Origin of the sequence: Variovorax sp. (genome assembly GCF_035634955.1) — a bacterium.
Taxonomy (GTDB): Bacteria; Pseudomonadota; Gammaproteobacteria; order Burkholderiales; family Burkholderiaceae_C; genus Variovorax.
Map to the genome: position 1 here is coordinate 254812 of NZ_DASQBZ010000033.1, position 22196 is coordinate 277007.

20 protein-coding genes are annotated in these 22196 nt (G+C 68.4%); 9 read left to right on the forward strand and 11 right to left on the reverse strand.

Annotated features, from left to right (window positions below):
- Positions 1-15: 15 nt before the first annotated feature.
- Positions 16-687 carry a GntR family transcriptional regulator gene (locus VES41_RS23845; RefSeq protein ID WP_324822314.1) on the reverse strand — a complete coding sequence of 224 codons (672 nt, stop codon included), beginning with the start codon at positions 685-687 and terminating at the stop codon, positions 16-18.
- Positions 688-747: 60 nt separating this feature from the next.
- Here VES41_RS23845 and VES41_RS23850 point away from each other — a divergent pair, with 60 nt between their 5' ends.
- Positions 748-1752: a pseudouridine synthase gene (locus tag VES41_RS23850; protein WP_324822317.1), complete on the forward strand. Its 1005-nt coding sequence runs from the start codon at positions 748-750 to the stop codon at positions 1750-1752.
- A gap of 16 nt (positions 1753-1768) precedes the next feature.
- Here the strand turns inward: VES41_RS23850 and lgt are convergent, their stop codons facing one another.
- A complete protein-coding gene (gene lgt / locus VES41_RS23855; RefSeq protein ID WP_324822320.1) occupies positions 1769-2611 on the reverse strand; it encodes a prolipoprotein diacylglyceryl transferase in 843 nt (280 codons plus the stop codon).
- A gap of 4 nt (positions 2612-2615) precedes the next feature.
- The gene (locus VES41_RS23860) at positions 2616-3575 is read right to left on the reverse strand and encodes a LysR family transcriptional regulator (RefSeq protein WP_324822323.1); all 960 of its coding nucleotides are present in this window, start codon (positions 3573-3575) and stop codon (positions 2616-2618) included.
- A 101-nt stretch (positions 3576-3676) separates the two neighbouring features.
- Here VES41_RS23860 and ilvD point away from each other — a divergent pair, with 101 nt between their 5' ends.
- Positions 3677-5371, forward strand: a complete 1695-nt coding sequence (gene ilvD, locus VES41_RS23865; RefSeq protein ID WP_324822326.1) for a dihydroxy-acid dehydratase — start codon at positions 3677-3679, stop codon at positions 5369-5371.
- Positions 5372-5389: 18 nt separating this feature from the next.
- On the opposite strand, the gene VES41_RS23870 is transcribed toward ilvD, so the two are convergent.
- Complete coding sequence (locus VES41_RS23870; protein WP_324822329.1) at positions 5390-5644, reverse strand: TIGR04438 family Trp-rich protein; 255 nt, start codon at positions 5642-5644, stop codon at positions 5390-5392.
- A 134-nt stretch (positions 5645-5778) separates the two neighbouring features.
- Here VES41_RS23870 and VES41_RS23875 point away from each other — a divergent pair, with 134 nt between their 5' ends.
- The gene (locus VES41_RS23875) at positions 5779-6084 is read left to right on the forward strand and encodes a c-type cytochrome (protein ID WP_324822332.1); all 306 of its coding nucleotides are present in this window, start codon (positions 5779-5781) and stop codon (positions 6082-6084) included.
- A 9-nt stretch (positions 6085-6093) separates the two neighbouring features.
- Here the strand turns inward: VES41_RS23875 and VES41_RS23880 are convergent, their stop codons facing one another.
- Both VES41_RS23880 and acs read right to left on the reverse strand, forming a co-directional pair.
- On the reverse strand, positions 6094-6594 hold the full coding sequence (locus VES41_RS23880; protein WP_324822335.1) for a LapA family protein: 501 nt from the start codon (positions 6592-6594) through the stop codon (positions 6094-6096).
- Positions 6595-6717: 123 nt separating this feature from the next.
- Positions 6718-8715 carry an acetate--CoA ligase gene (gene acs / locus VES41_RS23885; protein ID WP_324822339.1) on the reverse strand — a complete coding sequence of 666 codons (1998 nt, stop codon included), beginning with the start codon at positions 8713-8715 and terminating at the stop codon, positions 6718-6720.
- 220 nt (positions 8716-8935) lie between these two features.
- On the opposite strand from acs, the gene VES41_RS23890 reads away from it, so the two are divergent.
- Complete coding sequence (locus tag VES41_RS23890; RefSeq protein WP_324822342.1) at positions 8936-9550, forward strand: TIGR00645 family protein; 615 nt, start codon at positions 8936-8938, stop codon at positions 9548-9550.
- Positions 9551-9608: 58 nt separating this feature from the next.
- Here VES41_RS23890 and VES41_RS23895 read toward each other — a convergent pair whose 3' ends face one another.
- From VES41_RS23895 to fumC, 4 genes are all read right to left on the reverse strand, one after another.
- Complete coding sequence (locus VES41_RS23895; protein ID WP_324822344.1) at positions 9609-11132, reverse strand: cytochrome c; 1524 nt, start codon at positions 11130-11132, stop codon at positions 9609-9611.
- The gene (locus tag VES41_RS23900; RefSeq protein WP_324822347.1) at positions 11129-12901 is read right to left on the reverse strand and encodes a GMC family oxidoreductase; all 1773 of its coding nucleotides are present in this window, start codon (positions 12899-12901) and stop codon (positions 11129-11131) included. Before VES41_RS23900 ends, VES41_RS23895 begins: the two co-directional genes overlap by 4 nt.
- Before the next feature lie 12 nt (positions 12902-12913).
- Positions 12914-13651, reverse strand: coding sequence for a gluconate 2-dehydrogenase subunit 3 family protein (locus VES41_RS23905; protein ID WP_324822350.1), 738 nt, complete (start codon positions 13649-13651; stop codon positions 12914-12916).
- 126 nt (positions 13652-13777) lie between these two features.
- Positions 13778-15175, reverse strand: a complete 1398-nt coding sequence (fumC, locus tag VES41_RS23910; RefSeq protein WP_324822353.1) for a class II fumarate hydratase — start codon at positions 15173-15175, stop codon at positions 13778-13780.
- A 398-nt stretch (positions 15176-15573) separates the two neighbouring features.
- Here fumC and proV point away from each other — a divergent pair, with 398 nt between their 5' ends.
- The 3 genes from proV to proX are packed head-to-tail and all read left to right on the forward strand — an operon-like array spanning position 15574 to position 19142.
- The gene (gene proV, locus VES41_RS23915; RefSeq protein ID WP_324822356.1) at positions 15574-16800 is read left to right on the forward strand and encodes a glycine betaine/L-proline ABC transporter ATP-binding protein ProV; all 1227 of its coding nucleotides are present in this window, start codon (positions 15574-15576) and stop codon (positions 16798-16800) included.
- Positions 16801-16818: 18 nt separating this feature from the next.
- Positions 16819-18099 (forward strand): glycine betaine/L-proline ABC transporter permease ProW, encoded by a 1281-nt coding sequence (gene proW, locus VES41_RS23920; RefSeq protein ID WP_324822359.1) that lies wholly within the window; start codon positions 16819-16821, stop codon positions 18097-18099.
- 23 nt (positions 18100-18122) lie between these two features.
- The gene (gene proX / locus VES41_RS23925) at positions 18123-19142 is read left to right on the forward strand and encodes a glycine betaine/L-proline ABC transporter substrate-binding protein ProX (protein ID WP_324822362.1); all 1020 of its coding nucleotides are present in this window, start codon (positions 18123-18125) and stop codon (positions 19140-19142) included.
- Between the two features lie 32 nt (positions 19143-19174).
- Here proX and VES41_RS23930 read toward each other — a convergent pair whose 3' ends face one another.
- A complete protein-coding gene (locus VES41_RS23930) occupies positions 19175-19603 on the reverse strand; it encodes a VOC family protein (protein ID WP_324822365.1) in 429 nt (142 codons plus the stop codon).
- A gap of 165 nt (positions 19604-19768) precedes the next feature.
- On the opposite strand from VES41_RS23930, the gene VES41_RS23935 reads away from it, so the two are divergent.
- The gene (locus VES41_RS23935; protein ID WP_324822367.1) at positions 19769-21322 is read left to right on the forward strand and encodes a fumarate hydratase; all 1554 of its coding nucleotides are present in this window, start codon (positions 19769-19771) and stop codon (positions 21320-21322) included.
- Positions 21319-22179, forward strand: coding sequence for a glutamate racemase (murI, locus tag VES41_RS23940; protein ID WP_324822370.1), 861 nt, complete (start codon positions 21319-21321; stop codon positions 22177-22179). Before VES41_RS23935 ends, murI begins: the two co-directional genes overlap by 4 nt.
- The last annotated feature ends 17 nt before the right edge of the window (positions 22180-22196 follow it).

The window sequence follows — 22196 nt, forward strand, 5'->3', positions numbered from 1 at the left end:
TCAGGATGGAGGTGTTCATGTTGCGGTGATGCGGGAGGTGGAAAGGCGCGCTACCTCGTGCAGCGCCTCGCGTTGACGGTCGAGATGGGTCCGCATGGCAGCTTCGGCGCCGTTGCAGTCGCGCGCCTTCAGCGCGGCAAACACGGCCAGGTGCTCCGACAGGCTCTGCTCCAGCCGGCCGGGCGCGTGCAGTTGCTGCAAGCGGGCGAGCTTCAGTATCTTGCGCAGGTCGCCGATGACCTGCGCCAGCCACCGATTGTCGGCCAGCAGGATGATGGCTTCGTGAATGGCGTAGTTGGTCGCGTAGTAGTCGTTGATGCGGCGCGCCCTGGCGTGGCGCTCGAGCTTGTCGTGCAGGACGGCCAGCGCGGCGATGTCGGCATCGTTGGCGTGGCGCGCGGCCTCGTAGGCGCAGCGGCCCTCGAGCAGCGCGATGACCGGGAAGATCTCGTCCAGGTCCCGCTGGGTCACCTCGGCCACGAAACAGCCGCGCCGCGGCTCGTGCCGCAGCAGTCCCTCGGCGGTGAGCACCTTCAGCGCCTCGCGCAGCGGTGTGCGCGAAATCTCCAGGCGCGCGCACAAAGCGGCCTCGTCGACGAAGCTGCCGGGCGGCAGGCGGCCGGCGAAGATCTCTTCGCGCAGGCTGGCCGCGACTTCGTCGTGAAGGGAGTTGTGAACCACGCGCATGGCGAAAATGCAGGCCTTCGTGTCAACCAGAGAATGACGGGTCGATAATTACGCGTAATTATGAGAAGGATCGACGCCCAGGGCAACCCCCTTGCGCCCAAGCCGCGCCGCCGTGTGCGGCCGGTTTCGCCCTTGCCGATGCGCGACGGCGTGAGCGCAAGCTGGGTCGCGGTGCCACCCGGCGCGTGGCCGACCGTGCTGGATTTCTTCGCCGAGCGCTTCGCGCTGGTCGCGCGGGACGAATGGCACTCGCGCATGGCGGCCGGAGAGGTCGTGGACGACGCCGGTCGTCCGGTCGACGCGGACGCACCGTGCCGGCCCCACCTGCGCCTGTGGTACTGGCGCACACTCGCCCGGGAATCGCCGATTCCCTTCCAGGAGCAGGTGCTCTACCGCGACGACCGGATCCTGGTGGCGGACAAGCCCCACTTCCTGCCGGTCGTGCCGACCGGGCGCTATCTGCAGGAAAGCCTGCTGGTGCGGCTCAAGCGGCGTCTGGGCATCGAGTCGCTGTCGCCATTGCATCGCATCGACCGGGGCACCGCCGGCCTGGTGCTGTTCTCGCTGGACGCCGCGGCCCGCGAGCCGTACCAGGCGCTGTTTCGCGACCGGTCCGTCCACAAGGAATACGAGGCCATCGTCCATTGGCAGCCCGGCCTGTCGATTCCGCCGGTGCACCGCAGCCTGTTGTGCGACGACGCGTCGTTTCTGCGCACGCAGGAGGTGCCCGGCACCCCCAATTCCGAGACCCGCATCGAGCTGCTGCACGCCGCCGGCGAACGCGCGCACCTGCGGCTGCTGCCGATCAGCGGGCGCAAGCACCAGTTGCGCGTCCATTGCGCCGCACTGGGCATGCCCATCGTCAATGACGATTACTACCCCGTGCTGCACCCCGAGGGGCCGGACGACTTCGATCGCCCGCTCCAGCTGCTGGCCCGGTCGCTGTCGTTTCGTGATCCGCTCGACGGGCGCGAATTGCGCTTCGAAAGCCGCCTGCGCCTTGCGCTGGCCACGCCTGACGAAGGCGCGGATGCAGCGGGCCCCTCGCCGCTCGGCTCGCGGTGATCGGGCCCAATGCGGCTCAGCGCCGCGCCGCCGCCTTGGCCGGGCCTTGCGCTTGCGCCGCCCGCCCGGCGCTCCAGTAGAGCCAGGCGCCCAACGCCAGCATGGGAATGCACAACCACTGGCCCATGCTCATGTTCAATGCCAGCAGCCCGAGGAAGTCGTCCGGCTCGCGGAAGAATTCGGCGATGAAACGCATCGCGCCATAGCCGATCAGGAAGACCGCGGACACCCGGCGTGGCAGGTGCGGCTTGCGCGCGTACAACCACAGAATCACGAAAAGCAGCAGCCCTTCGAGCAGGAACTGGTAGACCTGCGAAGGGTGGCGCGGCAGCATCGAGCCGCTTTGCGGAAACACCATGCCCCATGGCAGATCGGGGCTCGAAAAGCGTCCCCAGAGTTCGCCGTTGATGAAGTTGCCGACCCGTCCGGCGGCCAGTCCGGTCGGCACGCACGGCGCCACGAAATCCATCACCTGCCAGAAAGGCCGCCCGCGCGAATGTGCATACCAGCCCATGGCGCCGATGACGCCGAGCAGGCCGCCGTGGAAGCTCATGCCGCCCTTCCAGACGAACAGCACCTCCAGCGGATGGACGGCGTAGTACTCCGGCTTGTAGAACAGGCAGTAGCCCAGGCGGCCGCCGACCACCACGCCCATGACGCCAAGGAACAGGATGTCCTCCACGTCCTTGCGCGTCCACGGCAGCGGCTGCGCGATCGAGCGGAACGGTTCGTGGTGCAGGCGGCGCGTCGCCAGGAAATAGAACAGGCCGAAGGCGGCGAGATAGGTCAGGCCATACCAGTGAATGGCGATCGGACCCAGCTGCAGTGCCACCGGGTCGATGTGCGGATACATGAGCATCCAACTATTGTGCCCGGCCGGGCAATGGCGCCAGGCGCGCCCGGACGAAATCGATGAAGCGCCGCAAGGCGGGCTGCTCGCCCTCCGGTGGCCACACCAGGCTGGTTTCGCAGGCCGGCAGCGCCGGCGACGTGCGCGCCGCGCGGCGCGGCGGCAGCGCTAGCTCATCGGCGGCGCGATACACCACGCCGGCGCGGCGAAACTGCATGACGCTGGCCGGCACCCACGCCACGCCGAGGCCGCCCCAGACCAGGTTGACGATGGTCTGCATCTGGATCGCCTCCTGCGCCACGCGGGGCGTGCAGCCGGCGGCGTGGTACAGGCTGAAGATGGCATCGTGCAGCGACGGCACGATCCGGCGCGGAAAGACCACCAGCGGCTCGGCCAGCACCGCGGCCAGGGGCAGCGCCGGCAGCCGGGCGAGCGCATGTGCCTCGGGCATCGCCAGCACCAGCGGTTCGCGCGCCACGGGCAGGTGCTGCAGACCGGGCGCGGCGGCGCCGGGCGAGTGCAGCATCAGGCCGGCGTCGATGTCGCCGCGCTCGAAGGCGGCCAGTTGCACGTCGCCGGTGGCCTCCACGAGTTCCAGCGACACCTCCGGGCTGGCCGCCCGGAACTCGCGCACCCACACCGGCAGATGCTCGAAGCCGATGGTCGACACGAACGCCAGCCGCACCCGCCCCACCTCGCCGGCAGCGGCAGCGCGCGCCCGCCCGGGCAACGCCTGCGCCCGCGCCAGCAGGTCGCGCACCTCGGGCAGCAGCGCCTCGCCGGCCGGCGTGAGCGCGACCCGGCGCCGGGTGCGGTCGAACAGGCGCACTTCCAGGGTCTTCTCCAGTTGGGCGATGGCCTGCGTGACCGGCGGCTGCGTCATGTGCAGCCGCGCCGCCGCACGGCCGAAGTGCAGCTCCTCGGCAACCGCGAGGAATTGCCGCCAGGCGCGCAGATCGATACCTTGACTCATTCGCCCAGCATATCAATACAAAGCAAAAATAGGATTGGAAGCAATCAGTGAAGCGCGGGATACTCGGGGCCCCACGAGATTGACCGGACCGAGAGACCGCCATGGACACCAAGACCATCCAGATCAACCGCCGCAGCGCCAACATCACCGAAGGCAAGTCGCGCGCGCCCAACCGCTCCATGTTCTACGCCATGGGCTACGAAGAGGGCGACTTCAAGAAGCCCATGGTCGGCGTGGCCAACGGCCACAGCACCATCACGCCGTGCAACAGCGGCCTGCAGAAGCTGGCCGACGCGGCCATCGCCGGCATCGAGGAAGCCGGCGGCAATGCCCAGGTGTTCGGCACGCCCACCATTTCCGACGGCATGGCCATGGGAACCGAAGGCATGAAGTACTCGCTGGTCAGCCGCGAGGTGATCTCCGACTGCATCGAGACCTGCGTCGGCGGCCAGTGGATGGACGGCGTGCTCGTGGTCGGCGGCTGCGACAAGAACATGCCCGGCGGCATGATGGGCATGCTGCGCGCCAATGTGCCGGCCATCTACGTCTATGGCGGCACCATCCTCCCGGGCCGCTACAAGGGCCAGGACCTGAACATCGTCAGCGTGTTCGAGGCAGTCGGCCAGAACGCCGCCGGCAACATGAGCGACGACGATCTCAAGGAGATCGAGAAGCGCGCCATTCCCGGCACCGGCTCGTGCGGCGGCATGTACACCGCCAACACGATGTCCAGCGCATTCGAGGCGCTGGGCATGAGCCTGCCCTATTCGTCGACCATGGCCAACCCGCATGACGAGAAGGAAAACTCGGCCAGGGAATCGGCCAAGGCGCTGGTCGAGGCGATCAGGAACGACCTCAAGCCGCGCGACATCGTGACCAAGAAGGCGATCGAGAACGCGGTGGCCGTCATCATGGCCACGGGGGGCTCGACCAACGCGGTGCTGCACTTCCTGGCCATCGCCCACGCGGCCGGCGTGGACTGGTCGATCGACGACTTCGAACGCATGCGCAAGAAGGTGCCGGTGATCTGCGACCTCAAGCCCAGCGGCAAGTACCTGGCGGTCGACCTGCACAAGGCCGGCGGCATCCCGCAGGTCATGAAGGTGCTTCTCAATGCGGGCCTGCTGCACGGGGACTGCATCACCATCACCGGCAAGACCATTGCCCAGACGCTGGCCGACGTGCCCGACGTCCCCGCGGCCGACCAGGACGTCATCCGTCCGATCGACAAGCCGATGTACGAGCAAGGCCACCTGGCCATCCTCAAGGGCAACCTCTCGCCCGAAGGCGCCGTGGCCAAGATCACCGGCCTGAAGAACCCCACCATCACCGGCCCGGCCCGCGTGTTCGACGACGAGCAGTCGGCCCTGCAGGCCATCCTGGACGGCAAGATCAAGGCCGGTGACGTCATGGTGCTTCGCTACCTCGGCCCCAAGGGCGGCCCGGGCATGCCCGAGATGCTGGCACCCACCGGCGCGCTCATCGGCGCCGGCCTGGGCGAGAGCGTGGGGCTGATCACCGACGGCCGGTTCTCCGGCGGCACCTGGGGCATGGTGGTCGGGCACGTGGCACCCGAAGCGGCCGCCGGCGGCACGATTGCCTTCGTCAAGGAAGGCGACTCCATCACCATCGACGCGCGCGAACTCAAGCTGGAGCTGAACGTGCCCGAGGCCGAGATCGCCGCACGCCGCGAAGGCTGGACGCCGCCGGCGCCGCGCTACACGCGCGGGGTGCAGGCCAAGTTCGCCTTCAATGCATCGAGCGCCAGCGAGGGCGCCGTCCTCGACAAGTTCTGACGCAGCCGCGGCGCCGCGCTAGCGGCGCTTGCTGCGCGAACGGCCGCCCAGCATGCCCAGCTGGCTGCGCTGGCGGTCGATGCGCTCCTGTTTGCGCGCTTCGTCACGCTCGACCGCCTTGCGCTTGGTGTAGCCCGACCAGTCGGCCCACGCCCACCAGACCAGGGCCAGCGCAAAGGGCGAGAGCACCCACAGCCAGGTCAGCTGGGCCACCGGACCGACCTCGAAGTACTTGAGGGCCACCAGCGCAAGGCCCAGTCCCAGGAACCACATCGTCTACCCTCTGTCTTTTGACGGCACTCTCGCAGGCGCACCGGACGCCGCGACAACGCGACCGTGCACTGGCGCCTAGAATCGCAGCAACTTAGTCACTAAATGTAGCGCAGCCATGCGCTGCATGTCGTTCCATGAAGCGTACGTTGTTGTTTCTGTGCCTGTCCGCCGCTCTGGCGGGCCCAGCCCTGGCCGACCTGCAACTGGCCAAGGCCAAGAATTGCATGGCCTGCCACTCGGTGGACAAGAAGGTCATCGGCCCGGCATTCACGGATGTCGCGGCCAAGTACAAGGGCGATGCCGGCGCCGTCGACAAGCTCGCCGACAAGATCCGCAAGGGCGGCTCGGGCGTGTGGGGCCCGGTGCCCATGCCGGCCAACCCCCAGGTCAGCGAGGAAGACGCCCGGAAGCTGGCTGCCTGGGTGCTCGAGGCCAAGTAGCCGCGCGCATCAGATCTGCGGGTTGATATCCGTGGGCACGTTGCGGCGCTCGATGCGGTCCTCGAGTTGTCCGATATGCGCCGCCGTGGTGTTGTCCGACTGGTCGACGCGCGACCTGAACGAATTCTCGAGCTGCTCCATCCGGGCAGACAGCTGCTGCTGCAGCTCCGCCACCCGCAGCGTCCGCGCCTGCTCCTGGGCGTCCAGGTAGGTGCGCAACTCGGTGAAGCGCGAGGCTTCGGCCTTGTCGGCCAGGTCGCGCTGCGCCTGCATCTCCTTGCCGTGGCGGCGCGTTTCCAGCAGGACGGTGCTTTGCAGGTACAGCACGTAGGCCAGGCCGAGAACGCCGAGCGCGACCGTCAGCGCCAGCATCACCAGCCCAAGCGGCGCCGACATTTCCATGAAGCCGAGCGACATCGTGGTGGGCGTGGACAGCTGCCCCCAGTTGAGCGCCGCCAGCGCCGCGATCAGCAGCACGACGAGCAGCACGATTCCGGTGCGCACACGCATGATTGAAATCCTCCTGGTCTTGGGTTTGTCGGTTCGAGAGGCTCGTTTGTAACCCAAGCCGGGCGCGCGGGGTGTCGGACGTTCGCCCGGGGCGGCCGGCGCCCCGAGCGCATGCCGCCCGGATCAGTTGACCTGCGACAACTGGTCGAGGATCGCGGGATTCTCCAGCGTCGACGTGTCCTGCGTGATCGCCTCGCCCTTGGCGATCGAGCGCAGCAGCCGGCGCATGATCTTGCCGCTGCGCGTCTTGGGCAGGTTCTCGCCGAAGCGGATGTCCTTGGGCTTGGCAATGGGGCCGATTTCCTTGGCCACCCAGTCGCGCAGCTGCGCGGCGATCTGCTTGGCCTCGTCGCCCGTGGGGCGGGGGCGCTTGAGCACCACGAAGGCGCAGACGGCCTCGCCGCTCACATCGTCCGGGCGGCCCACCACCGCCGCCTCGGCCACCAGGTCGGTCTTGGCGACCAGCGCCGACTCGATTTCCATGGTCCCCAGGCGGTGGCCCGACACATTGAGCACGTCGTCGATGCGGCCGGTGATGCGGAAGTAGCCGCGGTCGGCGCTGCGCACCGCGCCGTCGCCGGCCAGGTAGATCCTGCCGCCCATCTCTTCGGGGAAGTAGCTCTTCTTGAAGCGTTCCGGGTCGTTCCAGATGGTGCGGATCATCGAGGGCCAGGGGCGCTTGATCACGAGCATGCCGCCGGCGCCGTTGGGAAGGTCCTTGCCGGTCTCGTCGACGATGGCGGCCGCGATGCCCGGCAGCGGCAGCGTGCACGATCCCGGCACCAGCGGCGTCGCGCCCGGCAGCGGCGTAATGACGTGGCCGCCGGTCTCGGTCTGCCAGAAGGTGTCGACGATGGGGCAGCGCTCGCCGCCGACGTTACGGTGGTACCACATCCACGCTTCGGGGTTGATCGGCTCGCCCACGGAGCCCAGGATGCGCAGGCTCGACAGGTCCCAGTTCTTCGGGTGGACTTTCTCGTCGGATTCGGCGGCCTTGATCAGCGAGCGGATCGCGGTGGGCGCGGTATAGAAGATCGAGATCTTGTGCTTCTCGATCATCTGCCAGAAGCGCCCGGCATGCGGGAACGTCGGCACGCCCTCGAAAACCACCTGGGTCGCGCCGGCCGCGAGCGGGCCGTAGGCGACGTAGGTGTGGCCGGTAATCCAGCCGATGTCGGCGGTGCACCAGAAGACGTCCTCCGGCCGAACGTCGAACGTCCATTCCATCGTCATCCGGGCCCAGAGCATGTAGCCCCCGGTGGCATGCTGCACGCCCTTGGGCTTGCCGGTGGAGCCGGACGTGTACAGGATGAACAGCGGGTGCTCGGCATTGACCGGCGTCGGCGGGCAGTGGGCGTTCTGGCCCTCCAGGACTTCGGCGAAGGTCTTGTCGCGCCCTTCCACCCGGTTCCAGGCGCTGAGGGTGCGCTCGAACACCAGCACGGTCTTGATGCTCTCGCAGCCGCCCAGGGCGATCCCGTCGTCGACGATCGACTTGAGCGGCAGCTCCTTGCCGCCGCGCATCTGGTAGTTGGCGGTGATGACCGCCACCGCGCCGGCGTCGATGATGCGCTCCTGCAGCGCCTTGGCCGAGAAGCCGCCGAACACCACGCTGTGCGTCGCGCCGATGCGCGCGCATGCCTGCATGGCGATCACGCCCTCGATCGTCATCGGCATGTAGATGATGACGCGGTCGCCCTTCTCGATGCCCTGGCTCTTCAGCGCGTTGGCGAACTGCGAGACGCGGGTGAGCAGGTCCTTGTAGGTGATGGTGCTGACCTGGCCGTCGTCCGCCTCGAAGATGATCGCCGTCTTGTTCTCGACAGGCGTGCCGATGTGGCGATCCAGGCAGTTGGCGCTGGCATTGAGTTCTCCGTCGTCGAACCAGCGGTAGAACGGGGCGTTCGACTCGTCGAGCACGCGGGTGAACGGCTTGGTCCAGACCAGGCCTTCCCTGGCGTGGCGGGCCCAGAAGCCGTCGGAATCCGTTTCCGCCTCCCGGCACAGCGCCTCGTAGGCGTCCATGCTGGCGATGCGGGCGCCCCGGCTCGCCGATTCGCCGGGCGGAAACACCCGGTTCTCCACCAGAACGGATTCGATGGTCTTCGCTGTCGTGCTCATTGCGCTTGTCTCCTGATCCTGTCTGTTCAACGCGGGGAATGGTGGCCGTCCCTTCTTACGGGCCACTGACGCTTGCGATCGGAATGTTAGCGCCGGCACGGCAAGCCCGCCGGAGCGAAGCCCACACGCGGCGCTGGAGTGGTAGGCGCTGGCGCGATGCCCGCCGATAGAATCCCGCGGCTGGCCGACCCGGCCCACATTCCTTTTACTTTCAAACCCAATGTCTCTGCCCGACCCGATGGTCCCGCTGGGCGGCGCGTCTTCGCCGATGCGCCCGTTGCCCAAGCTCATCTTCGCCAGCCGCTGGCTGCAATTGCCGCTTTATCTCGGGCTGATCGTCGCCCAGGCGGTCTACGTGGTGCATTTCCTGGTCGAGCTACTGCATCTGGTGGAAGCCGCCTTCGGTAGCGAAAAGGCGCTCCAGGCCCTCGTCGCCAGCATCGGCTACAAGGCGACGACGCCGGTGGCGACGCTCAACGAGACGGTGATCATGCTGGTGGTGCTGGCACTGATCGACGTGGTGATGATCTCCAACCTGCTCATCATGGTCATCGTCGGCGGCTACGAGACCTTCGTCAGCCGGATGGACCTGCGCGGGCACCCCGACCAGCCCGAGTGGCTCAGCCATGTCAATGCCTCGGTGCTCAAGGTCAAGCTGGCGATGTCGATCATCGGCATCAGTTCGATCCACCTGCTCAAGACCTTCATCAATGCCGACAACTACACCGACAAGGTGTTGATCGCGCAGACGGTGATCCACATCGCGTTCCTGCTGTCGGCAATGGCGATTGCCTATACCGATCGCCTGATGATGGCGGGCACCGCCAAGCACTGATCGCCCGCGCCCCGGGCGGCGCGCCGGGCCTGGCCACGGCGCCCGCCCCGGCGGCGCGTCACTTGCCTGCGGCCTTCACCTCGGGCGGCAGGGCCTTGCGGACAGACGCCACCTGGGCGCTGGTCACGGCCGACGCCTTGTTGCCCCAGCCGGCACGCACGAAGGTCAGCAGCTGTGCCACGTCCTCGTCGTCCAGGCGCCAGCCGAAGCCCGGCATGGCCAGCGGCGTGGGCGCATCGGCGGTGGCCGGCATCGCCGCCCCCTGCAGGACGATGCGGATGAGCGAGGTCGGGTCCTGCGCGTTGACGACGCCGTTGCCGGACAGGGCCGGGAAGGTGCGTTCCCAGCCCGCGCCGCTGGATCGGTGGCATCCCGCGCAGTTGTTCAGGTAGACCATCGCGCCGCGCTGCCCCTCGACCGTGCCGTCGCGCAATCGGGCCGCGTCGGCGTGCAGCGGCGGCGCCGACGCGGGCGCGTCGGTTGCGGCCGGCATGGCTGCCGGCGACGGTCCGGGCGCGGGCGGCGGCGTGTAGCCCGCCGGCGCGCCGACCGATTGCAGGTACGTCGCCATCGCGCCCAGGTCCTGCGGCGTCATGTACTGCGTGCTGTTCTCGACCACCTGCGCCATCGGGCCGAAGGCGCCGCTGCGCGCCGTGCGGCCGCTGCGCAGGTACTGGACCAGCTCCGCGGTGCTCCATTGCGCGGCGCTGTGGACGGCGCCGTGGCGCAACGGCTGCGCGTACCAGCCGTCGACCTGCGCGCCCGAGAGGAATGCGTCGCCGTCGGCCGCGCTGTCGGCCTTCAGGCCGCCCAGCCGGCTGCGCGGCGTGTGGCACTCGCCGCAGTGGCCCAGGCCGTTGACCAGATAGGCGCCGCGGTTCCATTCGGCGCTGCGGGCGGGATCCGGCTCGAAGCGCTTGTCGTCCAGGTACAGCCAGTTCCAGAACACCAGGAGCGGGCGCATGTTGAACGGGAACGACAGCTTCGTCTCCGGCGGGCGGTTGGCCACCGGCTTGACGCCCTGGCGGAAGTAGGCGAACAGGGCGTGCACGTCCTCGTCGCTGGTGCGCGCGAAGGATGCGTACGGCATGGCCGGATAGAGCCGGTGCCCGCCCTTGCCCACGCCTTCGCGCACCGCGCGGGCGAACTCCTCTTCCGAGTAGCTGCCGATGCCGGCGCCGGTGTCGGGCGTGATGTTGGTGGAGATGACCGTGCCGAAGGGCGTCGCCATCGGCAGGCCGCCGGCGAACGGTGCGCCGCCGGGCGCGGTGTGGCAGCTGACGCAATCGGCCACGCGCGCCAGGTACTCACCACGCGCGACCAGTGGATCGGCCGGCGCGGTCGGTGCCGCCGGCGTGGCGACGCCCGAGGCCCGCGCGTTGCCGGTGCCCTGTGCCGAAGGCGCAGCCTGGGGGACAGGGACGACGACCGGCGCCTTCCCGCCGCCGGCGGTGCCGGTGACGGGCGGCGGCGCCGGGGTCGTTTCGCGCTGCGCCAGCGCCCACGTGGCGCCGGCGATGGACACGGCGGCAACGGCCACCGCGCCGAGCCAGCGGGTCGAAAGGAACGGTGCCCGCTTCATGCCAGCGCCCCCGGGTTCTTCAGGTAGCGCTCTCGGATATGGGTCGCGGCCCAGTAGGCCAGCGCCGCCACCGTGCCCGTGGGGTTGTAGCCGAAGTTCTGCGGGAACAGACAGGCGCCGGTCACGAATACGTTCGGCACATCCCACACCTGGGTGAACGGATTGACCACGCTGGTCTCGCGGTCGCGCCCCATGACGGCGCCGCCGGTGTTGTGGGTGGACTGGTAGGGCCGGACGTCGTAGTGCGCGCCCGGCTTCATGAATCCCAGCGACATTTGCTTGGGCTTCATGGCCTTGGAGATCTGCTCGATCTTGCCGCCGATGAACTGCGTCATGGCAATGTCGTTGGGCTTCCAGTCGAAGGTCATGCGCAGCAGCGGCTGGCCCCAGGCATCCTTGTAAGTAGGGTCGAGGTCGAGGTAGTTGTCGCGGTACGACATCACCGAGCCCTGGCTGCCGACGCCGGTGTGGAACAGGTACGTGTCCTTGACCGCCTTCTTCCACTGCGCGCCCCAGGCCGGGGTGCCGGGCGGCACCGCCATCTGCTGAATCGGTCGCCCGCCGGTGTTGATGCAGTTGATGCTGGCCCCGCCGACGAAGCCGTGCGGTCCGTGGTCGAAGTTGTCGCCGTCGAAGTCGTCGAGCACGTGGCCGCTGGCACCGGAGCCGACGAACGGGTTCATCGGCTGGTCCTTGTCGAAGAACAGGCTGGCACCGCCGTTGAGCTGGTAGGCATAGTTGCGGCCGACCACGCCGCGCCCGGTGGCCGGGTCGTAGGGCTGCCCGATCTTCGACAGCAGCAGCAGCCGCACGTTGTGCATCTGGTAGGCGCACAGTACGACCAGGTCGGCCGGTTGCTCGACCTCGTTGCCCTGGGCGTCGATGTACGTCACGCCGGTGGCGTGCTTGCCGTCCGCCGCCAGGTTCACGCGCAACACCTGCGATCGCGTGCGCAGCTCGAAGTTGGCGCGCCGACGCAGCACCGGCAGCAACGTGGTCTGCGGCGACGCCTTGGAATAGTTGTAGCAGCCGTAGCGTTCGCAGAACCCGCAGAAATTGCACGGCCCGAGCTGCGCGCCATGCGGATTGGTGTACGGGCGCGAGGCATTGGCAGCGGCCTGCGGGAACGGGTGGAGTCCGAGTTCGGCCGCCGCCTTGGCGAACAGCAGCGCGCTGTTGGGCGAGCCCAGCGGCGGCAGTGGATATTCGGAACGGCGCGCGCCCTCGAACGGGTTGCCGCCCGGGCGGATCTGCCCGCCCACGTTGCCGGCACGGCCGGAGATGCCGCACAGCTTCTCGAAACTCTCGTAGTGCGGCTCCAGGTCGTCGTAGGTCACGCCCCAATCCTGGATGGTCATGCCCTCGGGGATGAACTTGCGCCCGTAGCGCTGCTCGTAGGTGCTGCGGATGGTGAGGTCGGCCGGCAGGGCGCGCCAGTGATGGCCATTCCAGTGCACGCCGGCGCCGCCCACGCCGGTGCCCAGCAGGAACGAGCCGTGCTGCCGGTACGGCAGCGCCGCCTCGGCCGGCGTGTGGCGCACCGTCACGGTTTCCTTGGCCAGCGGCTGGAACAGCTTGCCGCGGATGCCGTAGCTCAGCTCGTCGGTGTTGCGCGGAAAGGCGAAGTCCGGGTTGGTGTCGCGCGGCTCGCCGCGCTCGAGCGCCAGCACGTTCAGGCCGGCGTCGGTCAGTTCGGTGGCCATGATGGCGCCGGTCCAGCCGAAGCCGACCAGCACCACGTCAACGGAGGGTTTCTTCTGCGATGCCATGTGCTTGCCCCCTCAACCCTGCGGGCCCGCAATGCTGACCGGCGGCAGCGGATAGCGCTCGCCGGGACGGTTGACCCAGTCGAGGTAGTCCGCCCGCGCGCCGGGAAAGCCGATCATGGCCCAGGCAGCGGCGTTCTTGTTGCCGCCGTGGATCGGGTCGCTGAAGTAGCCTTCCTTGGCGTTCTGCAGCAGCATGTCGAAGAAGTCCTTGGCCGGCACGCCGTCGAGCTGCAGCTTGCGCTGGTCCAGGGCGTGCAGCACCTCGTCCTGCGCGGCCGCGTCGAGCTGCGCGAACGTCTTGCCGCCGCGCTGCTGGCGGCAGGCGGCATCGAGCGCGGCAATGGAGGCGCGGTAGAGCTCGCGCGGCGGCATCGGGTTCTGGTAGCCGAACAGCGGCGATGCATCCGGCGCGAACGGCCCCTGCATGTACCACAGGCCGCCATTGCCCCAGGCGGTATCCATCTGGCGGTCGATGAACTCGGGCACGCCGGCCTCGATGGCGCCAGGGCCCTCGGCATCCGACGGAATGAGGCGGCCGACCGCGGCCTTGACGAAGGCCCATTCGTCGGCGTTGAAGTAGGCCGGGGTATAGGGAGCGGCAGCAGGTGGGTTCGCCGCCTGCGCGGCGGCGGCGTCGGCAGTGCCGGCGACACCAGCGGCGCCGGCGGCGCCGAGCGCAGCCGACGCCGGAACGAGTGCAATGGAACGGCGCAGGAAATCGCGCCGGCCTGGAGCAGATGAATTGGCCATGGCTTTCGGCGCCGTGGGAGCGCCTCGGTTGTTATGGATCGAGTCTGCCATCTCGAAACGTTAAACGTCCAACACGTTTGTGTCAGATCCTGTCAGCCACGGCCGCGCAAAACTTCCAGTTCCTTTTCAACGGCCGGTCATCTGCTGCGGCACCACCCAGGCGTCGAACTGCTCGGCGGTCACGTGGCCGGAAGCAATCGCCGCATCGCGCAGGCTGGTGCCTTCCTTGTGCGCCTTCTTGGCGATGGCGGCGGCCTTGTCGTAACCGATGTGGGTGTTCAACGCCGTCACCAGCATCAGCGAGCGCGACACCAGCTCGCCGATGCGCTCGCGATTCGGTTCGATGCCCACGGCGCAATGGTCGTTGAAGCTCACCATGCCATCGGCCAGCAGGCGCACGCTCTGCAGGAAGTTGTGCGCCACCATCGGGCGGAACACGTTCAGCTCGAAGTTGCCGGAGGCGCCACCGAAGTTGATCGCCACGTCGTTGCCGAAGACCTGCGCCGCCAGCATGGTGACCGCTTCGCTCTGCGTCGGGTTGACCTTGCCGGGCATGATCGACGAGCCCGGCTCGTTCTCCGGAATGCTCAGTTCGCCGATGCCGCTGCGCGGGCCGCTGGCCAGCCAGCGCACGTCGTTGGCAATCTTCATCATGCTCGCGGCCACCGTCTTGAGCGCGCCGTGGGCGTTGACCAGCCCGTCGACCGACGCCAGCGCCTCGAACTTGTTGGGCGCTGTCACGAACGGCAGCCCCGTGAGTGTGGCCAGTTCTTCGGCGACGCCCTGCGCATAGCCCTTGGGCGCATTCAGGCCGGTGCCGACGGCCGTGCCTCCGAGTGCCAGTTCGCACAAGTGCGGCAACGCCGCCTGCACGTGCCGCTCGCCATGCGCCAGTTGTGCCACCCACCCGGAAAACTCCTGGCCGAGCGTGAGCGGCGTGGCATCCTGCAAATGCGTACGGCCGATCTTGACGATCCCGTCGAAATCACGCGCCTTGGCCGCCAGCGTCTCGCGCAGCCTGGCCATGGCGGGCAGCAGCTTGTGGGTGATTGCCTCGACCGCTGCCACATGCATTGCGGTGGGGAACACGTCGTTGCTGGACTGACTGCGATTGACGTCGTCGTTCGGATGCACGAGCCGCCCCTCGCCGCGCTCGCCACCCATCAGCTCGCTGGCGCGATTGGCCAGTACCTCGTTGACGTTCATGTTGGTCTGCGTGCCCGAACCGGTCTGCCACACCACGAGCGGGAATTCACCGTCGTGCCGCCCGGCCAGCACCTCGTCGGCGGCGGCAATGATGGCGTCGGTCTTGCGTGCCTCGGCCAGCCCCAGCGCATGGTTGACCTTCGCCGAGGCGCGCTTGACCAGCACCAGCGCACGGATGATCTCGCGCGGCTGGCGCTCGCCGGAAATGTCGAAGTTCTGGAGCGAGCGCTGAGTCTGCGCCCCCCACAGGCGCTCGGCTGGCACGTCGATGGGACCGAAGGTGTCGCGTTCGGTACGGGTATTGGACGGGGAATTCATGAATCGGGACTCCGGCGGACTGCAAGGCCAGCACCATACGACAACGTCTCGATTTCCGGTCGAATCGCGTCCGTTGCCCATAGATCATGACGTGAAGTTATAATCGTGGGCTTCAACTGACCCGCCGGCGTATTTCGATCGCCACCGCGGGTCGCGCTGGTGTTACTCGCGGATCTCCTGAGCATCCCGTCGCGACACCGGTTCGTTCTTCGCCGGGCCTGCCCCGGCATGTCCCGGATCTTCCGGGGCCATTGCCACGCCCAGAGCCGGCACTGGCGTCGTCGACCTTCGTGCGTCTCCAGTCCCAGCCTGCGTCCCCTCGGGGATGGCGTGGCCGCGCGCGCCAAAGGGGCGCGCGCCTTGTCCACCGCAATCCGACAAGGGAGGAAATGGAACAGATGGCCAAGTCCATTCAGATCGACCACATCTTCAAGGTCTTCGGCGAGAAGCCGCAACACGCGCTGGAACTGGTGCGCCAGGGCCTGACCAAGCAGGAGATCGTCGAGCGCACCGGGCAATCGATCGGCGTCTTCGACGCCAGCTTCGAGATCCAGGCCGGCGAAATATTCGTCGTGATGGGCCTGTCGGGCTCGGGCAAGTCGACGCTCGTGCGCCTGATCAATCGCCTGATCGAGCCGACCGCGGGCCGCATCGTGATCGACGGCGCCGACGTCAGCGCGTTCAGCGACGCGCAACTGCGTGCGCTGCGCCGCAAGGACATCAGCATGGTGTTCCAGTCCTTCGCGCTCATGCCGCACATGACGGTGCGCGACAACACCGCCTTCGGGCTGGAACTGGCCGGGGTCGACCGCAAGCAGCGCCTGCCGCTGGCCGACGCCGCGCTCGAGCAGGTCGGCCTCGCCGCCTACGGCAAGAGCTATCCGGACGAACTGTCCGGCGGCATGCAGCAGCGCGTCGGCCTGGCTCGCGCGCTGGCGTCCGACCCCTCCATCCTGCTCATGGACGAGGCTTTCTCGGCGCTCGACCCGATCATCCGCACGGAGATGCAGTCGGAACTGTTGCGCCTGCAGCAGATCAAGCGCCGCACCATCGTCTTCATTTCACACGACCTCGACGAGGCGATGCGCATCGGCGATCGCATCGCGATCATGAAGGACGGCCAGGTCGTCCAGGTCGGCACGCCGGACGACATCCTGCGCAATCCGGCCAATGACTACGTGCGCGACTTCGTCCGGGGCGTGGATGCGTCCGTGGTGTTCAAGGCCGGCGACATCGCGCGGCGCGCCATGACCGTGATCAGCGAACATGCCGATCGCGGCTCGCGTGCCGCCCTGCGGCTGCTGGAAGACCAGGACCGAGACTTCGCCTACGTGCTCGCGCCCGACAAGCGCTACCTGGGCACCGTGTCGACGGACCTGCTGCGCACCGCGCTGCGCGGGCACAGCGGCCCGTTGGGCCTGCAACATGCCATGCTGCCCGAGGTGCCGGTCCTCGATGCCGACGCCCCGGTGGCCGACCTGTTCGGCCAGCTCGCACAGGCGCCCTGCCCGCTGCCGGTGCTGCGCGACGGCCGCTTCTGCGGCGTGATCAGCAAGACCACCCTGCTCAAGTTCCTGGACCGCGACACGCCGCCGATCGAAGCCGGCGCCGCCGCCGTCCACTGACCCGGAAGAAGGAGACTCATGAACGAACTCGCCTCCCCCGCAGCCGGCGCGGCCTCGACGCCGGACACCTTCGCCGACCCCTGGGCCGCCGCCGGAGCCGCCCCGCCCCCCGCGGCAGCGCCCGACGCCTTTGTCGACCCCTGGGCCGCCACCCCCGACCCTTCGGCAAGCAATGCCTGGCTCGACGGCCCGGCGCATGCGGCACAAGCCGCGCACAGCGCCGCGGATGCTGCCGCCAGCGCCGCCACCCAGGCGGCCACCACGGCCACGGATGCCCACGCCAGCGGCTTCTCCCTCCACCAGTTGTGGGACGGCACGTTGCCGGTCGAGCAGTGGATCAACCATGGCCTCGATTGGGTCGTGACCAATTTCCGGCCGTTCTTCCAGTCGGCACGCGTGCCGGTCGACCATGCGCTGACGAGCATCGAGAACATGCTCACCAGCCTGCCCGCGCCCGCCGTGATCGCGCTGGTGGCCATGCTGGCATGGCAATTTGCCGGCCGCGCCGTGGCCGCCGGCATCACCATCGCGCTGCTGATCGTCACCATGCTCGGCATCTGGCCCGAGGCCATGACCACGCTGTCGCTGGTGCTCACCTCGCTGGTGTTCTGCATGGCCATCGGCCTGCCGCTGGGCGTCTTGCTGGCACGCAGCGACCGTGCGCAGCGCCTCATGCGGCCGCTGCTCGACGCGATGCAGACCACGCCCGCCTTCGTCTACCTGGTGCCGGTCGTGATGCTGTTCGGCATCGGCAACGTGCCGGGCGTGATCGTGACGGTCATCTTCGCGCTGGCGCCGCTCGTGCGTCTGACCAACCTGGGCCTGCGCCAGGTGCGGCCCGACCTGATCGAGGCGGCACGCGCCTACGGTGCATCGCCGTGGCAACTGCTGGTGAAGGTGCAGCTGCCGCTGGCCATGCCGTCGATCATGGCCGGCATCAACCAGGCGCTGATGATGTCGCTGTCCATGGTTGTCATCGCCTCGATGATCGCCGTGGGCGGCCTCGGCCAGATGGTTCTGCGCGGCATCGGCCGCCTTGACATGGGCCTGGCCACCGTCGGCGGCCTTGGCATCGTGCTGCTCGCCATTTCGCTGGACCGCCTGACCCAGGCCATGGGTCAGCCGCGGCGCGGCGCGCGCCACTGGTGGCACACCGGCCCGGCAGGCCTGCTCATGCGGCTCGCGCCGCAGGCTGACACGACCGCCACCGCCCCGGTCCGCAGCGCAGACGCCGGCAAGGCCGGCGGACCGGGTCGCCCGGCCGCCCCGGCCCTGGCCACCGCCTCGGCTCGCCATTGAATCAACCAAGGAGGAAAAACGATATGAAGAATCAAACGCACGTCACCCTTCGGCACGCCGCCTTCGGCGCCGCCCTGCTTGCCAGCCTGGCGGCGGCCCACGCCGCAGCGGCCCTGCCCGGCGAGGGCATCACTGTCAAACCGGTGCGCAGTTCGCTCGCCGAGGAGTCTTTCCAGACCCAGTTGGTGGTGCGCGGCCTGCAGCGCCTGGGCTACACGGTCGAGCCGACCAGCGAAATCGAGCCGGCGACGGCGCACGTGGCCGTCGCCAACGGCGACGCCACCTTCATGGCCAACCACTGGACCGGCCTGCACGACGCGTACTACGCCAACAGCGGCGGCGACGCCAAGCTCTGGCACAAGGGCGTCTACATCCGCGGGGCCGTCCAGGGCTACCTGATCGACCGCAAGACGGCGCAGGAGCATCACATCGACAACCTGGGCCAGCTGACCGACCCGAAGATTGCCAAGCTCTTCGACACCGACGGCGACGGCAAGGCCGACCTGACCGGCTGCACCCCGGGCTGGGGCTGCGAACTGCTGGTCGAGAACCACCTGACCGCCTACAAGCTGCGCGACACGGTGACCCACAAGCAGGGCAACTATCCGGCCCTGATGGCCGACACCATCCAGCGCTACAAGGCCGGCAAGTCCATCCTGTACTACACCTGGACGCCCTACTGGGTCAGCGCCGAACTGGTGCCGGGCAAGGACGTCGTCTGGCTGCAGGTGCCTTTCTCTTCGGCGCCCGGGGGCAAGAAAATCGACACCACGCTGCCCAACGGCAAGAACTATGGCACGCTGCCCTCCGAGCAGTGGATCACTGCCAACAAGGCGTTCATCGACAAGAACCCTGCGGCTGCCAAGCTGTTCGAGCTGATGCAACTTCCCATTGCCGACATCAACGAGGAAAACCTGCGCATGCGTGCCGGCGAGGACAAGCCCGCGGACATTGCCCGCCATACCGATGGCTGGATCGCCGCGCACCAGAAGGAATTCGACGGCTGGATCGCGCAGGCGATGGCCGCGGCCAAGAGCGACTGAGGCGACGGCAGGCCACCTCGCGTGGCCGCACCTCAGAAGGTGATCAGCACGGAGGGCGCACTGCGCTGCGCCTCGCCGTGGAAGACGGCCTCGATGTTGTTGCCGTCGGGGTCGAGCACGAAGGCGGCGTAGTAGCCGGGGTGGTATTCCCGCTCGCCCGGCGCGCCATTGTCCTTGCCGCCATGCGCCAGGGCGGCGCGATAGAAGGCGTCGACCATGCCCCGGTCGGCGGCCTGGAAAGCCAGGTGGTGCCGGCCCGTCAGCTGGCCTTGCGCCTCCGGGCTGGCGGCCGTGGAAACGAACAGTTCATCGGCCCAGAAATGCTGCTCGGCGCTGCCGCCGATCGGAATTCCAAGGACCTCGAACACGGCGGTGTAGAAACCGCGGGAGGCGTCCAGGTCGCGTACCACCAGCTGGAGATGGTCGATCAGGCGGCCGCGGTGCAATTGCTGCGTCTGCATGTCGTCTTCCTTTCGGTCGGGTCTGCCCGCCAGCGCGGGCCAGCAGTGATTGTGGCGGCCCCTCGCGCAGCGGCCAAGGGCTGGCAGCGCATGGGCAGCGCCGGCGCAGGACGGGCCCGGATGGGATAATCCCTGTCGCCTCCGATCGTCTTTTCGCGAACAAACATGCCCACGACCATCAAAGCCGCCGACCTGACCGAATCGATCAGCGCCGCGCTCCAGTACATCAGCTATTACCACCCCGCCGACTACATCGCCCACCTGGCCCGCGCCTACGAGCGCGAGCAGAGCCCGGCGGCCAAGGACGCGATGGCGCAGATCCTGACCAACAGCAAGATGAGCGCCACCGGGCACCGCCCGATCTGCCAGGACACCGGCATCGTCAACGTCTTCCTCAAGGTCGGCATGGACGTGCGCTGGGAAGGCTTCGACGGCAGCCTGGACGACGCCATCAACGAAGGCGTGCGCCGCGCCTACAACCACCCGGACAATACCCTGCGCGCCTCGGTCGTCGCCGACCCGCAGTTCGCCCGAAAGAACACCAAGGACAACACGCCCGCGGTCATCTTCACCGAGATCGTCCCCGGCGACACGGTCGAGGTAACCGTTGCCGCCAAGGGCGGCGGCAGCGAGAACAAGAGCAAGCTGGTGATGCTCAACCCCGGCGACAGCGTGGTCGACTGGGTGCTCAAGACCGTGCCGACCATGGGCGCCGGCTGGTGCCCGCCCGGCATGCTGGGCATCGGCATCGGCGGGACCGCCGAGAAGGCGGCGCTGATGGCCAAGGAAAGCCTGATGGACGACCTGGACATGCACGAACTGCAGGCCAAGGCCGCAAAGGGCGAATCGCTCAGCCAGGTCGAGGAACTGCGCCTGGAGCTGTACGAGAAGGTCAATGCGCTCGGCATCGGCGCCCAGGGCCTTGGCGGTCTGGCGACCGTGCTGGACATCAAGATCAAGATGTACCCGACGCACGCGGCCAGCAAGCCGGTGGCGATGATCCCCAACTGCGCCGCCACGCGCCACGCCCATTTCGTCCTGAACGGTTCCGGCCCGGTCTACCTCGAAGCGCCCTCGCTCGATCTGTGGCCCAAGGTCGACTGGGCGCCCGACACCCAGAAGAGCACGCGGGTCGACCTGAACACGCTCACGCCCGAAGTGGTCGCCAGCTGGAAGCCGGGCCAGACACTGCTGCTCAACGGCAAGATGCTCACCGGCCGGGATGCCGCGCACAAGCGCATCCAGGGCATGCTCGCCAAGGGCGAGAAGCTGCCGGTGGACTTCACCAACCGCGTCATCTACTACGTCGGCCCGGTCGATCCGATCGGTGACGAGGCCGTCGGCCCGGCCGGTCCCACCACCGCCACGCGCATGGACGGCTTCACCGAGATGATGCTGGCGCAGACCGGGTTGATCGCGATGATCGGCAAGGCCGAGCGCGGCCCGGTGGCCATCGAGGCGATCAAGAAGCACAAGAGCGCCTACCTGATGGCCGTGGGCGGCGCCGCCTACCTGGTGAGCAAGGCGATCAAGCAGGCCAGGGTCGTGGGCTTCGAAGACCTCGGCATGGAAGCCATCTACGAATTCGACGTGGTCGACATGCCGGTGACGGTGGCGGTCGACGCCGGCGGCACGAGCGCACACATCACCGGCCCGGCCGAGTGGAGCAAGCGCATCGCCAGCGGCGAATTCAAGGGCATCGAACTCGCCACCGCTTGACCTTCCTGGCCGCCGGCGCCACGCAACCCGATGCCGCGGTCGGCGTGTTCGACAGCGGCGTCGGCGGCTTGAGCGTGCTGCGGGCGCTGCAGAGCGAATTGCCCGGCGAGCGCTTCGTATACTTCTCGGATTCCGCTCATGCGCCCTACGGCGAGCGCGACGAAGCCCAGGTGCGCGCGCGCACGCTTGCCGTGGCGGCAGCGATGCGTGAGCAGGCACCGGGGATCAAGCTGCTGGTCGTGGCCTGCAACACGGCCACTGCGGCGGCCGTGCACGCCTTGCGCGAGCGCTGGCCGGACCTGCCGGTCGTCGGCGTCGAGCCGGCGCTCAAGCCTGCCGCGCTGCATAGCCGTAGCGGCGCCGTGGTGGTCCTGGCCACGCGCGGCACGCTGCACAGCGCCAAATACCAGTCATTGCGTCAGGCGGTGGCCGCCACCCATCCTGCGCTCGACGTGCGCGGGATCGCCTGCGACGGTCTCGCCGCGGCCATCGAGGCTGGCGACGCGGCAAGCATCGACGCCTTAGCCGCGCGCTACCTGGCGCAGGCCGGCCCTCTGGGCAACGGCCCCGGAATGGCGGACTGCGTGGTGCTGGGCTGCACTCACTACCCGTTTGCGCTGGACACGCTGCGCCGTCATGTGCCCGAAGGGGTCACCTTCATCGATACCGGCATCGCCGTGGCACGGCAGGCGCGCCGGCTCATCTCGCAGCGCCACCTGCTGCGCGACGCCGCGGCCGGACATCTGGAACTGCGCAGCACTGGCGACGCCGCGGCGTTGCACGCGTTCGCATCGCAATGGCTGAGCGTCGTGCCCGACGCGACCAGCCCTTGCTCGACGACGACGGCCGGAACCTGAGCGCGGCCCGGCGGCGC